Source organism: Burkholderia sp. Ax-1724 (genome assembly GCF_011752995.1).
In the GTDB taxonomy this organism is placed as follows: Bacteria; Pseudomonadota; Gammaproteobacteria; order Burkholderiales; family Burkholderiaceae; genus Paraburkholderia.
The window spans coordinates 1-17,055 of the sequence record NZ_VWWL01000002.1 but is presented as its reverse complement, the minus strand read 5'-3'; the positions used below and the strand labels follow the sequence as shown (position 1 = coordinate 17,055).

6 protein-coding genes are annotated in these 17,055 nt (G+C 61.9%); all 6 read left to right on the top strand.

Features of this window, described 5'->3' with window-relative positions; all coding sequences use genetic code 11:
• Positions 1–15 precede the first annotated feature (15 nt).
• Positions 16–5,676, top strand: coding sequence for a type I polyketide synthase (locus F3J19_RS02130; RefSeq protein WP_167036988.1), 5,661 nt, complete (start codon positions 16–18; stop codon positions 5,674–5,676).
• Complete coding sequence (locus F3J19_RS02125) at positions 5,673–10,421, top strand: condensation domain-containing protein (protein WP_167036985.1); 4,749 nt, start codon at positions 5,673–5,675, stop codon at positions 10,419–10,421. Before F3J19_RS02130 ends, F3J19_RS02125 begins: the two co-directional genes overlap by 4 nt.
• 87 nt (positions 10,422–10,508) lie before the next feature.
• Entirely contained in the window at positions 10,509–14,930 is a 4,422-nt protein-coding gene (locus F3J19_RS02120; RefSeq protein WP_167036982.1) for a thioester reductase domain-containing protein, read from the top strand.
• Positions 14,931–15,589: 659 nt separating this feature from the next.
• Positions 15,590–16,372 (top strand): LuxR C-terminal-related transcriptional regulator, encoded by a 783-nt coding sequence (locus F3J19_RS02115; protein ID WP_240158661.1) that lies wholly within the window; start codon positions 15,590–15,592, stop codon positions 16,370–16,372.
• 7 nt (positions 16,373–16,379) lie between these two features.
• Complete coding sequence (locus F3J19_RS02110) at positions 16,380–16,634, top strand: hypothetical protein (protein WP_240158660.1); 255 nt, start codon at positions 16,380–16,382, stop codon at positions 16,632–16,634.
• An 83-nt stretch (positions 16,635–16,717) separates the two neighbouring features.
• A partial coding sequence (locus tag F3J19_RS02105) for a DUF3683 domain-containing protein (protein ID WP_345890993.1) occupies positions 16,718–17,055 on the top strand: 338 nt, incomplete at its 3' end.

Sequence of the window (17,055 nt, the reverse complement as noted above, 5' to 3'; positions counted from 1 at the left end):
TCCGGGAGTGCGATCATGACCGAGCCTACAGCCGCGAAACTGACGCCCGTCAAGCAGGCCTTGCTGAAGATCGATGCGTTGCGGCGCGAACTGAACGAGGTCCGCGAAGCGGCCAATGAGCCGATCGCGGTGGTCGGCATGGGTTGCCGTCTGCCTGGTGGTGCCGACTCGGCTGCCAGGCTATGGGAGGTGCTCGCCGCCGGCACCGATGCCGTCAGCGAAGTGCCCGCCGAGCGCTGGACCGACGCGCTGTTCGACCCGCGCCCCGGCCGGCACGATACCAGCTACAGCCTGCACGGCGCTTTCATCGACGACGTCGACCGTTTCGATCCCGAGTTCTTCGGTATCTCCGGCCGGGAAGCGCGCCATATCGATCCGCAGCAACGCCTGCTGCTCGAATGCTCGTGGCGCGCCATCGAAGACGCGGGTTTCACACGCGAGGCGATTGGCGCTTACAGGACGGGCGTGTTCGTCGGCTCGTCGCTCGACGACTATGCGCGAATCAGCGAACTGGTGCCGCACGCCGATCTCAGCTATGCGCAGACGTCGCTCGGGACGGCGCGTCCGTTCGCGGCGGGGCGTATTTCATATCTATTCGGCTTTCATGGCCCGACGCTGCAACTTGACACGGCCTGTTCGTCGTCGCTCGTCACGGTACATCTGGCCTGTCAGAGTCTGCGCAACCGCGAAGCCGACGTGGCGCTGGCGGGTGGCGTCAACCTGATGCTGTCGCCCGAAATGACGATCGCGTTGTGCGAGCTTCAGGCGCTCTCGCCGGATGGCCGCTGCAAGACCTTCGACGCGGCGGCCAACGGTTATGTGCGCGGCGAGGGCTGCGGGATCGTCGCACTGATGCGCCTGTCCGACGCGCGTGCGCAGCGGCGGCCGATTCACGCGGTGATTCGCGGTTCGGCGGTCAATCATGACGGCCGGAGCAATGGCATGACGGCGCCGAATGGCCGCGCGCAGCGCGACGTGATCCGCGACGCGCTGATCCATGCCGGTGTCGCGCCCGACGAAGTCGATTATGTCGAGGCGCATGGCACGGGCACGCTGCTCGGCGATCCGATCGAACTGCGCGCATTGCAGGATATCTATTGCCGCGATGCGAACCGCAAGCAGGACCTCTACGTCGGCAGCATCAAGACGAACATGGGGCACCTCGAAGCAGCCGCTTCCGTGTCGGGGCTGATGAAGGTGATCTGTTCGCTGCAGAAGGGCGAGATTCCGAAGCATCTTCACATGGACACGCCGACGCCGCATGTCGACTGGCAAAGCAACGGCATCAAGGTCGTCACGCAGCACATGGTATGGCCGTCGAGCCGTCCGGGCAAACGTGTCGCGGCGATCAGCTCGTTTGGCATGAGCGGCACCAATGCGCATCTGATCATCGAAGCCTGGCGAGACGATGAGGCGGACGAGGCCACGGCCCCGCGTGATCCCGGCATCGCCACGTTCGCACAGCAGTTGCCTGGGTGTCCGGAGATTTTTCCGATCTCGGCGCATACGTCCGACACGTTGTCTCGTGCCGTTGCCGGTTGCACCGCCTATCTGCGCGCGAATCCGTCCGTCGAGCCGGGCGACTTCGCTCACTCGCTGCGAGCCGGGCGCGACACGCAACGGCATCGTATCGCGCTCGTCGCCGGCACCCGCGAGCAACTGCTCGACGCATTGGCGAAGGCCGAACACGCAAGCGTCATCGAACGCTCCGCGCAAACGGACGAACCCGGCAAGCTGGCCTTTCTGTTCACCGGGCAGGGCGCGCAGTACGCGGGCATGGCGCGGCAGCTCTATCAGACGTTCCCACTCTTTCGCGAAGTACTCGACGAATGTGACGCTCATTTCGAGGCGCTCGGCGAACACTCGCTGATCGACGTGTTGTGGGGCGACAGGCAGACGTTGATTCACGAAACCCGCTATACGCAGCCGGCGATGTTCGCGGTCGAGATGGCGCTGGCGCGTCTGTGGATGGATTGGGGGATCGTGCCGGACGTGCTGATGGGCCATAGTGTCGGCGAGTACGCGGCAGCCTGTCTCGCGGGCGTGTTTTCGCTCGCGGATGCCTGCCGGCTCGTCGTGGTGCGCGGTCATTTGATGGAGACGATGACGCCGCCCGGAAAGATGCTGGCCGTGCTGACACCGGCTGCCAGGCTGGCCGGCTATCTGGGCGCTTTCACGGGCCGCGTCGAGATCGCGGCCGACAACGGGCCGAGCAGCGTGGTCGTCTCGGGCGATCCCGCTGGTATTGACGAACTCTCGCGGCAACTCGAACGCGACGGCATTCCGACACGCGCGCTCATCATCTCGCGCGCTTTCCATTCGCCGCTGATGGAACCGATGCTCGACGCGTTCGGCGAGATCACAGCCTCGATCGACTATCGGCCGCCGCGTATCCGCATCGTGTCCAACGTGTCGGGCATCTTCGAGGCTGAGCGCTACTGCGATCCGGCGTATTGGGTCGAGCATGTGCGCGCGACGGTGAATTTCCGCCAGGGGGTCGGCACGCTGTCGGCCGATGGCGTTCAGACCTTCATCGAGATCGGACCCGGCAAGACGCTCACCCGTCTCGCCAAGGCCTGTTGTGCTGCGCAGGGAAACGCACGCGCGGTCAGCGCGCTGCAAAGTTTCGGCGATGCGGAGGTCGAATGCGAGCAGTTGCTCGGTGCGCTCGGACACGTGTACACCGCGGGGCGGCGTGTCGATTGGGCCGCCTTCGAATGCTCGCGTGCGCAGAGTATCGGGCCGCGCCGGATTGCGTTGCCGCCTTATCCACTGGAGTCGGGCAGCTACTGGATCGGCTCGCGGCAGGCGGCGGATCGCGCGAGGCCATTGAGCAGCGCGCGCGCGGCGGTGACGCAGGCGCCCAACAGCCTGCTCGGTCAGCAATTGTTGCTGCCGGCGCTCGATGGACGGCGCTATGAGAATCGGCTTGCGGTCAGCGATCTGCCTTTCCTTGAAGGACACGTCGTACATGGCGGTTTCGTCTTTCCGGCCGCAGGGTTCATCGAGATCGTGCTCGACGCGGCGCGGCGCGGCATGGCCGGCAGCGATGCCGACGGGACGCCGGCGCCGTGGCTCCATGTGCAGGAGTTGTCATTCGACAATCCGCTGGTGCTCGAACGTCAGCGGCCGGTTCTGCTGGGCACGGTCGTGCACGCGGCGGAAAACGTGAGGGGCGCAGTGAAGGCAGCGCGCGCGCAGCTCGAAATCTTCGCGCGGAACGATATCGATGCCGACCTGGAGCCACACTGGGTCAACCATTGTTCGGCCTGGCTGCCGGCGGTCGCGGACAGTGCACGGGCCGACCACGACACACCGTCGCTCCCGGCATTCCAGCACGATTGCGCGGACGTGTTGCCTGTGGACCGGTTCTATGAGCGGCTGCGCGGTTCCGGGCTCGCCTATGACGGCGCCTTCCGGTCGATCCGCGGCCTGTGGCGCGGCGACGATGCCGCGCTGGCCCGCATCGAACTCGATGCATCGCATGCGTGTAAAGCGGCGCGCTCGATCCATCCCGCCTTGCTCGACAGTTGCTTTCAGACCGTGGCGGCTTCGCTGTGGGACGCCGGGCTCAAGTCCGCGTATGTGCCAATCGGCATCAATCGCATCGCCTGTCAGCCGATACCCGATACGCGTGCCGTCTGGTGCGCGGTGCGCGTCAAGTCGCGCCGTCATCTGATCAGCGCGGACCTCTGGCTCTACGACGATGCGGGGCAATGCGTCGCGTCGATCGCGCATCTGCAACTGATTGCCGTCGATTCGCGCAAGTTCAACACGGCGCCTTCACAGGCGAGCCTTTATAGCCTTGCATGGCGGCCAATGGCGGTTGAACGCGCGCGCCCGTTGTCATTGCCGGCCTGTCTGCTGGTCGGCGGCGCTGAGACGCTCGACGATGAGATTGCCGCACAACTACGCGCCGTCGATGCGGATTGCCACGTCGTGCGGCAGTCCGCCGACGCGTCCGATGGCGACGACGAATCCGTGCGGCGCTTTCGCAAGGCGTTTTCCGAGGGCGTATCGAGCGCGGGTTCGCCCGCTCCCGTCGTCATCCTGTATGTCTGGCCACACGGGTCAGCGGACCAGGACACGGCGAACACGCCGACGAGCGAGGAGGAACTGGATCAGGTTGCCGGTGCGTATCGCCGTTTCGCGAATTTCTGGCGCGCGGTGCAGGCCACCGACTGGGCGGGCCGCCCGTTGACGGTGTGCCTCGTCACGAAGTCGGCTCAATGCATCCAGGGGCACGACCGGCTCGTCGTGCCGGCCCAGGCGGCGGCATGGGGCGTGGCGCGCAGTCTGATGCACGAAAGCGGCGACATCCGCGTGCTCGTCGCCGATTTGCCCGGTGCGGATGCCGCATCGTGCGAGGCGATGCTGTCGGTGATCAGCGAGTCGGCCAGTACAGGCGAAACGCAGTTCGCCGTGCGCGGCCACGAGGTCTTCGTCCCGCGTCTCGTGCGGCGCAACGCGCCGGCCATGAAACCGCTTGCCCGCGGTGCCTGGCTTGTGACGGGCGGACGTGGAGCGATTGGCACACGGTTGATCGAATGGCTGATCGCGAAGGGGATGCCGAAGATCATCTCGGTGAGCAGGCAATTGCCCGCCGAGGCGGAGCGCGGCCGGCTGGCCAAATTGGCGCAGACGCGCGATGCGACGCTCGAATTCCGGACGGCGGATATCGCGTCGTCAGCGGACGTGGAGGAACTGATCAAGTCCATCGAAGCGGACGCCGCTCGTCCGCTCAAGGGCATCCTGCACGCAGCCGGCGCGCTCGAAGACGGCTTGCTATTAACACAGCCGATGTCGTCGGTCATGAAAGTGCTGACGCCGAAAATCGCAGGCACGCAAAACCTGCATCGGGCGACGGCCCATCTTTCTGTGCATCACTTCGTGTCGTTCTCGTCGATCGTGTCGTGTATCGGATCGCCGGGGCAATGCGCCTACGCTGCCGCCAATGCGTATCTCGATGCGCTGAGTCTCGGACGCAACGAAGAGGGCCTGTCGGGCCATGTGATGAACTGGGGGCTATGGGGCGGCAAAGGCATGGCCGAACAACTCGACGCGCAGCAGTTACGGCGCATCGAAGCCTATGGTCTCAAGGCGCTGGACCCCGACGCGGCGCTCCAGGCACTCGACGCGCTGATGGCCGAGCGCCAGGGCCAGAGCCAGATCTGGAGCGTCGATGTCGACACCTTGCTCAAGCGTAGTACGAGCCGTTCGCTGCGTCCGCTACTGAAGGAAATCGCGGATGCTCCGTCCCATGCTGCAGTGCCGGCGGCGGGCACATCGAGCCTCGCTCAACGGCTGGCAGGGTTGCCCGAGGGGGACCGTGAAGCGGCGTTGCGCGATCACCTGATTGGCGAAATCGCGGCTACGTTGCAGGTCGCGCGCGATCGTGTCAGTCCTGGAATCGCGTTGATCGAACTCGGCCTCGACTCGCTGATGGCGGCGGAATTCCGTAACGCGCTGCGCAATGAACTCGGTGTCGACATTCCGTTCGGACGGCTGCTGGAAGGCGCGACGCTCAACGACATCGTGCGCACGATCATCGGCACGATGAGCGGCGGCTCGCCCGCGCCGGAAGCGCCACGCGTGCGGCGGGCCGCGGCCGATGGTCTCGATATCGTATCGGGCGAAGTGACCTTTGGCGTGGAAATGGAGGGTGGCGAACTATGAGTTCGATCGACTTCATCAACGAACTCGCCGGTCGCGGCATCGAGCTATGGACGCAGGACGGCAAGCTGCAATACAAGGCGCCGAGAGACGCCGTCACGCCCGGACTGCTCGCCGAACTCAAACAGCACAAGGCGACGCTGATTGCGTTGCTCGAACAGTTCGCCGGAACGGCGGGTAGCTACCCGCTCTCGTATGCACAGAAGTCACTGTGGTCGTTGCATCAGCTCGATCCCGGCAGCGCCGCGTATAACGTGACGTACGCGACGCGGCTCGATGACGCCGTCGATCTGCCGATCCTGCAACGCTGCATCGACTATCTGATTGCCCGGCATCCGATTCTGCGTACCGTCTATCGGGTGAGCGACGGACAACCGCGTCAGCAGGTAAGCGCTGCGCCGGGCACGCGGTTCATGATCGACCGTGTATTCGACGCCGATACCATGGCGATCCATCGCTGGATCGACCAGGAGGCAAACTTGCCGTTCGATCTGTCCGTGTCGCCGATCCGCATGAAGCTGCTCGTCAACGAGCATGGCGACGCGAACGCGGACGTGCAGTCGATCCGGTACGTGCTGCTGCTCAACGTCCACCATATCGCGGCGGATTTCTGGTCGCTCGAGATTCTCATCCGTGAACTGCACACGCTGTACCAGATGGCGATTGCGCAGCCGGCGGCGGAGCAGCCGCTGAAACTGCCGCGCCTTGCGTTGCAATACAAGGACTGCGTGCAGCACGAGACCGACCGTCTGCAGGGCGATGAAGGCGCTGCGCTTGCCGGATTCTGGCAACGCGAGCTGCAAGGCGAGCTGCCGGTGCTGAATCTCGCGACCGATCGCATCCGGACCCCGCTCAAAACCGAGCATGGCCGCGTGCATAGCGTTGCGTTGAGCGTGGAGGTATCGAGGCAAATCAGGGAAACCGCGCGCAGCCTGCACGTCACGCCCTATATGCTGCTGCTTGCCGTGTATCAATTGTTCCTGTTCCTGCACACGGGACAGTCGCGCCTGATGATCGGCGCACCGACGTCGGGCCGCAGCGCGCCCGGCAGCGAAAGCGTGCTCGGCCATTTTGTCAACACGGTGGTCCTCGCCTGCGAGGTTCGCCCCGACGACTCGTTTGGCGATCTGGTCAAACGTACGCGCGAGATGATGCTACGCGTGCTCGATCACCAGGACTATCCGTTTCCGCTACTGGTCGAAACGTTGCGGCCGCCACGCGATCCGAGCCGGTCCCCTGTCTATCAGGTGATGTACAACTGGAACCAGGCACGCAACGAGGCGAACACCGGGCGGCGGGACCAGGCGCCGTTCTACCGCGAACTGCTCGCTGCATCCAGCACAGGTACGCGCGGCGCGACGCACGACCTGACGCTGAACGTCCAGGACATGGGCACGGAGTACGTTGCCGCGTGGACGTTCAACACCGATCTGTTCGATCACGAGACGATCGATCGCTTCGCGAGCCAGTATGCCCGTCTCGTCGAGCAGATTCTCGCCGACCCGGCGCGTCGGACTGTCGACTACCGGATGACGGCACCGCCCGTGCGCGACGCGGCGTGCTGGCGCATCGCGGATGCACACGTGTTGGCGAAACCGCCGTCGCTTCAATGTGGGTCGTTCTTTACCCACGCATCGCGCAAAGGTGAACAGATCGCCTGGCGGTTCGACCGGCGTGCGATCACCTATGCTGAGCTATCCGAAGCGGTACATGCCGTACGGTCGCGGCTGCAGACGCTTGGTATTGGAGCGGGCAGTACGGTTTCCCTGCAATTGCGCAGTATCGCCGAGCTTGCCGCCGCTTTGCTCGCCGTGCTCGAGGTAGGGGCCTCGTGCCATTTGCCGGATGGGTCGCCTCATGATGCCGATGCGTTGCACATGCGCTTCGAGGCAATCTGCCGCAGTGCGAGCGATGGATGGTCGGATTGGAATCCGTATGAGCTCGACGTAGTCAAGCCGCAGTCGCGTGTCGAAGCTCGCGGCGTGTATGAAGCCGCCCGCGTCGGCGCTTTCATCGACGGAATGAGCCAGCTTCTTCAGATGGACGAACAAAGCCGCGCACTGGTGCTTCGTGGCATGCCCGTGCAGTTCGCGCTATCGATCATGGTCGGGGCCGTACGCCGGGGTGGGTGGGCTCGCGTGTCCGAAAGCGTGTCGATCGGCGCGCTTGTCGGCGACAGCGATGATCGAGCCGAATGGGCGCGTCTGGAATTGAGCGAATTGATCGCACACGACCGTATTTCAGCGCTCGCGTTTCCGGCGCTCCTGCTGCCGTCACTTACCATCGACAGTCGTGCGAGTGTGAACGCGTTAATCGCGTACGGCAATCATCCACATACGCTCGAATGGGTGGCTCGGTGCCAATCGGCACCTAAGGCACGGTATTTTGCGCCGGTGTGCGATTGCGACGCCTGGAAGGGACCCGTCGCGTTCGCCCCGGTTCGCGACGAATGGCAACTGGCGTCGTTACAAGGCGCCTTTCATGTGCCGGTCGCACTCGGTCCGTTCATGGACCTCGCCGACGAGCGGCAGCGCGGACGCCTATGTCTGGTCAGCCGCGAGGTATGCGCGCTGCGGTCCTCAGTCGCGACAGACGACGATCTCTCACACCTGCTGGCGCATACCGGCATCGTCCCGACGTCCTTGACGGTCACGTGGCGCGCTGGACACATGGTATGCGCCGACCCGTCCGGGCGTGTAGTCACGCACCGGCTGGCGCCATTCGCCATCGGAGATGTCGAGCGCTTCATCGCATCGCAGCAGGGAGTGCGCGAAGCAGTCTGTCACGTGGTCGAGTCGGACGACGCGATCATGCTCACGGCGTATGTGGTGCCCATCGACGATGACGTGCGTGGTGAGCTTGAAAGTGCGCTGCGCGGCAGCTTGAAGAGGGGGCTGCCCGACTACACTCATCCCGAAGCGTTCGTGATGCTGGAGGCGCTACCCCTCGATCGCGACGGCGCACTCGATGTCAGCCGGCTGCCACCGCCGCAGCGCACGCTTACGGCGAACCGCGCCGCGGCTACCGACATCGAACGCAAACTCGCGGCGATCTGGTGTGAAGTACTCGGCAAGTCGTCGGTGAGTATCGACGACGACTTCTTCGTGCTCGGCGGCGATTCGATTCTGGCGGCCGTGATCGTCTCGAAGGCGTCGCTCGAAGGGATGTATCTGAAGCCGAAGGATATCTTCGAGCAGACGACGATCGCCGGTCTTGCGAGGGTGGTGAGCGCCGTGCCCGGCATCCTGGCGGAGCAAGGGAGCGTTACGGGTGAGGTCATGCCGGGGCCCGCGTCGCAATGGTTCTTCGACAAGGTTGACGTGGACCGGTCACATTTCAATCAGGCGCTGCTCCTCTCTCTGCGCGAGGCGCCGGACCCTACCATCATGCAGGAGGCGCTGCGGCTCGTAGTGCGTCATCATGACGTGCTGCGCTCGCGTTTCGAAGAGCGCGAAGGCGGCTGGCGTCAGGTGTTCGTCCCCGACGATGACCCTGCGCACTCGCCCGATTGGGCCATCGTGTCGTGTACGACGAACGAGGGCGAGCCCTGTGCGGAAATCTGGAGTCAGGCGATCGCCGACGCCCAGGCGGGACTCGACATCGAACGCGGCCGACTGTTGAGCGTGCGCTGGCTCGAGAGTGCAACGCTGACGGCGAGCCGCCTTCTGATCGTCGTACACCATCTCGCCATCGACGGCGTGTCGTGGAATATCCTGCTGCAGGATATCGGCGATATTTACCTGCAGTTGCGCGCGCAGTCGGCGGTGAAACTGCCTTTGAAGACGAGTTCGACCAAAGCGTGGGTCGAGCAGTGGGACGCGCTCGTCAAAGGTGCCGTGCTGGACAGCGATCGCCAGTACTGGCAGCGCTTCGTGACTCATGTGCGCGGCGCGCTGGCGGGACCCGCCAGAGTCACGCTGATGCGTCATGGTCTCGCGCCTATCGTGCATCACACGTATAACGAGCCGTCGGGAGGCTGTACCGCCACGCTCGACGCTGAACTGACGGAAGCGTTCCGCACGACCGCCCATCAGGCCTATGGTACGGATGCCAACGATCTGCTGATCGCCGCCTTGCACGCGGGCTTTCGTTCGTGGAGCGGCAGCGATGCGCTGCTCGTCGATCTGGAAGGACACGGGCGCGACGCATTGGCCGATGTCGTCGATCTGAGCCGCAGCATCGGCTGGTTCACATCGATCTATCCGGTGTTCATCGAGGCGACGCCATATGACGATCCCGGCCGCCTCATCAAGCACGTCAAGGAGCGGCTGCGGCAGATTCCACGCAAAGGCGCGAGCTTTGGGGCGCTGCGCTATCTCGAAGCCCCGCGGTCCGAGTCTCAGGGTACGGACGAGGCATTGCTGGCTTCGTTGCCGAACTCACCGATACTGTTCACCTATCTTGGTCAACTGGATCAGATCGCCGGATCGTCGGCATTTTATGGCGAAGTGCTCAAGCCGGCGCCTGGCATCCGAAGCGCGCGGCAACGCCGTACGCATCTGCTCGACGTGACCGCCTATATCGCTGATGGCCGGCTCACGATCGAATCCGGCTTTCACGGCGCACCCGGCATCGACGAGAGCATCGGCTGCCTGATGTGCAGGGTTAGCGATGCATTGACCATGCTGATTCGACATTGCTGTACCGAAGGTGCAGGCGGGCTGACGCCGTCCGATGTGCCGCAGCTCGATGTGAACCAGGACGGGCTGGACGAACTGCTGGACGAGATCGAAGCGCTCGAGCGCTAACAGGAAGGGCGGCGATTCATCCCGGTCACCGTTGCCAAACGTCCCGGCGCGCGGCATGGGAAAGCATGCCGAACGCAGGAATCCACGATGAGCAAAAACGTCGATACAATTTATTACCTCACGCCGCTGCAACGCGGCATGCTGCACCATTCGCGGCTCGATCCCGAATCGGGCGTGTATGTCGAGCAGTTCTCGTGCGTACTCAAGGGCCCGCTCGACATTGAGCGCTTCAGGCACGCATGGGAGACCGTCACTCATCGTCACGATGTCCTGAAGACGCTATTCATTCGACTGAACGAAGAAAAGCCCATGCAGGTCGTGAGAAGGACCGTGATGTTGCCGTTCGAGACACTGAACTGGAGCGGCCGGAATCCTGAAGAGCAGCAACGATGTTTCGACACGCTGCTGGCGGAAGATCGAAGAAGGGGATTCGACTGGAGCGTGGCGCCGCTGATGCGGCTTACTGTCGTGACGCAGGGACACGACGGGTTTCGCTTTCTGTGGACCTACCATCATGCGATTCTCGATGGCTGGTCCATGCCGATTCTTCTCGACGAAGTCTTCCAGTTTTACGCGCAACCGAACACCATACTGCCCGCTTTGTCGACGGACTTCCGGCACTACGTGGCGTGGCATCGCGGGCAGGACGCGGCGCAGGCGCGCGAATACTGGAAGGAGACGTTGAAGGGGTTTCGCGCGCCGTTGCGTTTTGCGGCGTCGATGGCGCCCCGTATAGCGCCCGCAAACGACGGCAGGCGACGCCTTGCAAGCATCACTTCGGCGATGCCGGCCGACTGGACATCGGTCGCGACGAAGCTGTGCCGCGCCAACCGTCTGACCTTGAACACGCTGTGCCAGGGCACATGGTCGGCTCTACTGGGACTTTATGGCGATAGCGATGATGTCGTCTACGGCATGGTGATGTCGGGCCGTTCGACCGAGATAGACGGCGTGGAAAAAACTGCCGGTCTGTTCATCAACACGTTGCCCGTGCGGGTGCGGCTCGATGATGAACTCGATACGATGGAGTGGCTTCGGCGAATCCAGTCCGATACGCAACGTGCCGAGCGCTATGCGTATGGGTCGCTGACCGACGTGCTGCAATGTAGCGAACTCACTGAGCGGCGCGCGCTGTTCGAATCATTGTATGTCTTCGAGAACTATCCCGGTCAGGATGCTTTCAGGGCGATGGTCGCCGCTTGCGGGCTGGCTGTCGAGGACCTGCGCGCGGTCGAGGAAACCAGCTATCCGCTCGCGCTGATCGTGTTGCCGCAAGAGCCGCTGACGTTCCAGCTGACCTACGATACCGCGCGCTTCGACGGCCCCGCGATCGCACGGATGGCCGATCAGTATCGCTCTCTCCTCGAAACGATGGTACTGGCCAGGCATCAACGTGTTGGCGATCTGCATCTGCAAACCGCGCCGCGGCGTGATCCGGCAGCGGAGATGCCCGCTGGCGCGGAAACGCTGCTCGCCATGGTGATGCGGCACGCCGACAGCACGCCCGACCGGCTGGCCTTTTCCGCATCGGCAATCAGGTGCACACGCAGTTCGACATTGACTCTGTCGGCCAGTCTGAGTTACGCGGCACTGCGCTCGCGGATCGTGCGCGCGATGTGGCAATGGCAGGGGCTCGGTTATCTTCCCGGCGACCGCGTTCTGATCCGGAGCAATGAGCCGGTGGCGGGTCTGGTGATGCTGTTATCGGGTCTTGCCTATGGAATCGAATGCATCGTTCCCGATCAGGAATCGGATGTCGATGCGCTGGTGTCGGCGGCGGAATCTGCGTGGGGGCCGGAACCGGTGCGTGGCTGCGTGAGTACCGTGCGATCCGAGTCAATCCAGGGCATGCAGTGCAACGTGTTCGATGAGCGTGATCCTGCGTTCGGCCATCGCCGGGATCAACCCGACGTCCTGTCTGGGCCTGCCACAGCCAACCCGGCGTGCGGCGCCTGCGCGTTGCTCGTCAGGATCGATACGGGTGCATGGAGGCTGACGCGCTACCGCCAGTCGCAGTTGTTCCGCGCAGCGCAATCGTTTGAGCGGACGTATCCCGTGCAAGCCGCGTTCGACATGGCATTGTGCGATTCCCCACTCGCCCATTCGACGATCTGGACAGGGCTGGCTGGCCTGTGCGCGGGCCTCTCGCTGCATTACGTCACATGCGCGAGAGAAGAGGCGTTCATCGGAACGCTGGCATCGTCGGGCAGGCATTGGCACAGCGTCGCGTTGAGCGCGACGCATACGCGATCCATTGGCCGGGCGGCTGCAGTGCTCCCGGCGGGCACGATCGAGTCCGATTACTGGATCGTCGATGCATGTGGGCTTACGCGGCGCGATGCGCATCGTCTTCAGGCACTGGCACCGAAGGCACGGCTGATGCGCGAACTACGCTGGCCCGCACACTCGCTGGTTCATTCGACGTTGATAGCACACGCAGAGGACGACTCGGGGTATCGGTGGTCGACCGATGCCGGTGTGCCTGCTGCCGGCGCGACGGTCGAAGTGCTCGACAACCGGTTGCACCGTGCCGCCATCGACGCACAAGGTCGGCTGACGATCGCGGGGGACACCGTCCCCGATCTGCTGCTGAGCAACGGCAAGCCGGACCGCCATGCATGGATTGCGACACGCGATGGCATTCGACTGCGCACCGCACTGCGTGCATGGATGACCGATGCGGCGTGCCATACCGAACTGCCGAATGCCGAGGCCGCGCTCGACACGTTGACCGGACAATGGGTGAAACGCGAAAGCGAACTGGCGGCTCGCGCTGGCGTGTCGGAGGCGGCCATCGTCGAGCGTGTTTCAGACATGGGCGATTGGGAGTACAGCGTCTTCTATAGCGTGAACGACGGCGCGCGGGCTGACGGCCATGCCGAACGTATACGTGAGGCGAGTGAGTTGTATGGGCTTGGTGTTGCGGAATTCGTCGAACTCGACAGATTGCCTCGCAGCGAGGGCGGGCTTGATCGTCTGTCCCTGTTGCGCGGCGAGATCACGCCGCTTGTCAGCAAGGATCAGCAGGCACCGCGCAATGCTGTCGAAACCGCGATATTCGACATCTGGTCCGCGTTGCTGAAGAGCGACAGGATTGGCGTTGAGGACAGTTACTTCGATCTTGGCGGTGACTCGTTGCAAGCGACGGTGATGCTTTACCAGATCGAGGAAAAGCTGGGCTGCAAGATCGATATGGAAACACTACTGGCCAGACCCACCATCGCAGGACTCGCCGCGGTGATTCTGAACGGAGGCGGGGAAACCGGGCGAGCAGGAATCGATCTGTCTGCGGACGCCAGGTTGGACGAAGACATCGTGCTCGCGAGTACGTATCGTCCTTGCCCCTATCAGCAAGTGCTGCTTACCGGAGCGACGGGTTTCCTTGGCGTTCATCTGCTAGAGGAACTGCTACAAGACACACAGGCCGACGTGCATTGCGTCGTGCGTGCGGCCGACGCCGCGTCGGGACATCGCAGAATCGTCGATGCGCTCAAAGGGCACGGAATATGGAACGAATCATGGACGTCGCGTATCGTTGCCGTGCCGGGGGACCTGGCGTTGCCGCGCCTCGGCATGTCCGATCAGGTGTTCTCGAATCTGGCGAGTGATATCGACGCGATCTATCACAACGGCGCACTCGTCAATTTCGTTTACCCGTACAGTTCACTTAAACAGGTCAACGTGATGGCAACCCAGGACGTCCTGCGTCTTGCCAGCCTGCACAAGACGAAGCCGGTGCACTACGTGTCGACAGTCGGCACGTTGAACCGTTTCGCCGAGACGATTCCCGAGGTCCTGGCGGTTCCATTGCACGACAGGCTGACTAGTGGCTATGAACAAAGCAAGTGGGTGGCCGAGCAGATGCTTGCCATTGCCGCACAAAGGGGCTTACCTGTCTCGGTCTATCGACCATCGCGTATCGTTGGGCATTCACGTTCCGGCCGGATGAATGTGGATGACCTGTTCTGCCGTCTCATCAAGGGCATCGTGTTGTTCGGCAAGGCACCGCGCGATACGGGGTTCGACAACATGCTGCCTGTCGATGTCGTGAGCCGTCTCATCGTCAGGACATCGATGCATCCAGCTGTGCATGGCAAGGCCATTCATGTCGTCAACCCGCAATGGAATTCGATGGATGCGTTGGTCGATTTCATCGAGGGCGAGGGCTTCGCCATCGAACGTATGGATTACGAATCCTGGCTTGAGGCATTGACCGCTCACGTACGGCGCGATCAGACTCATCCGTTGACGATGCTGATTCCGGTTCTCAGGAAGTTGAATCCGGTCGCCGATCCATCCGTGGGGCGCCAGCTTCCTATCGCAATCGCTCATTTGCGGCAACTCGCGGGCGATGTACTCAGTGAGGGAATCAGGCCGACCAACGACTGGTTGCGCGTCTATTTCGACTACTTTTACGCGACCGGCTATTTGGCCCGTCCTGCCGGTAACGAGCGGCAATTGCCACCGGGCGGTAGCGCATCGCCACGCAATCTGACCACCAGTGTCTGAACGATGTGACGCGTGCGGCGGAGTTGCATGGTAATTACCGGGCCCAAAGTCGCAACGATTTTCGCTATATGAATATGTGCTTAATTCGTTGCTGGTTCGCACATTAAATTTAACGTGTAATGAGATGGCGTTGCGCGTTTCATGATACTGAATAGGGGATTTCTGGCACGTTATTTGAATCGGCAAATAAATTTAAAAAATAAGAAGAAGATATTCGTTTGTCTTGTGCTACACGTGTGATGAACGTCGCGAAATTACCGGTCTCAATGTAATCATTGCGAAATCTATTCCGATTTTTGAACAGTCATTCGATTTTTCGGTATTTCTCGCAGTCATGAGTGGGAAAACCGTATCCATAAAGCATATAGTGGAATAATCGATATATTTTTTTATTCAAACTGAATTGGTGAAGCGTCGTGAAAGACCCAATATACATAGTTCTGTCATTGTAAGGATTGATACTGTGCCGTCTCCAGCAAGACCTCCTCTTGCACAGCGTCGTAGCGGAAAGCGAGAGAATGACGCTGTTTCCAATGAGTCGATAGATCCAGTGATCGCCGATAGCGGCACAGGAGGGGATGGGTCCATCATGACAAACACGGAGCGGAACGATAATTTCCGGAGGTGGTGACTTGATTTGCCTTCAATGCACCGATCAATTGAAAACACTTTCATGCATCATTAGCGAAATCCTTCGACCGACGGATCTGGCCGATCAGCTCGACCGATTTACGGAGAAAGTCAGGGAGGTGGTTGAATTCGACCGATGCGTGATCTTGCATGAGCGCAAGAGTACGGCGATTTCGCATGGCCTGGTATATCGATATGGCGTGCGCACTGATCAGGCAGATTGCTCTCCTGGCCGTACATTGTGCGGCCCCGCTGTCGATCTTGAGCAATACCTGAACTGTTTCACGATATCGAATCCGCTCGACCATGCTTTTCAATGGCAGGATTGCCGTGGCGAATTCAACGAACTCGGTCATATTACCGATGACGTCGCGTCCCATATGCGCGGCGGCGAGGGCGTCGCGGCCTGCGTGCGTTCCAGCGTGTCGAGCGCGGAAGATGTCGGCACGGTGCTGCAGCTCGAATGCGCGGATGTCACGGTGCATCTCGCGTTACTGGTCAGCTTCATCGCGATGCATCTGCATGCAACTCTGGCGATGAAAATCATGGAAGTGGATCAGTCCGATGCCGGTTTCAACCTCGGCGAAACGGTCGCCAATCCTTCGCTCGATCTGAGCGGCATCCGGTTGACCAGGAAAGAGCGGGACGTCATCAAGTGGGTCATCGAAGGGAAAACCGCCTGGGAGATCGGCAAGATTCTGTGTGTCTCGGAGCGGACCGTGAAGTTCCACCTGACCAATGTCTATGAAAAGCTGAAAGTCTCGAACCGGGCTCAGGCGGTTGCAAAAGTCAGCCGTCTCGGTCTGATCTGAAAGGGGCATGGCAATGTCGTTCAAGGACAAGATCAAGGCGTTCGTTGCGAAGCACGGTTTTACCTATCGCAGCTATGTACTCTCGATCCTGTTTCTTCCGCCCGCTGGCGTGTACATCGCCTGGAAGAAACCCGATCTGCCAATCGCGGGCCGCCTGTTCCTGGGGGCTACGGCGATCATCGCGCCGCCGTTCATCGGGGGCGCGACACTGATGATGCTCAAGACTGCGCTGGATCTGATTCGTACCACCTTTCTTGCGTAATCCGAATCAATGCGCTTGCGTCGATTGAACCCGGCAAAAAGAACAGGCCATGCGCACCCGGAAACCTATATTGGCTCAACCCGATGAATGTCCATGTGCCCGCGGCGCGCCTGTGCGCTGACACGAGAATGCCCGTCGACGCGAAAGCAAGGTATCGAGACATCCCGTACAACTACACGTCTTTTTCTGATCGTGAGATCGTGATTCGCCTCCTGAGTGAGGCCGTGTGGGACGCACTCGTTCGCTTGCGCATCGAACCGGGACTAGGGCAGTCTTTGCGAATTCTGCATGCGTTGCTCGGCGACATCTGGGTCGTGCGCCGCAATCCGTATCTGCAGGACGATCTGCTCGACAACCCGAAGCGCCGCGCGCTGCTGATCGAGGCGCTCAATCACCGCCTCGCCGAAATCGAGAAGCGCCG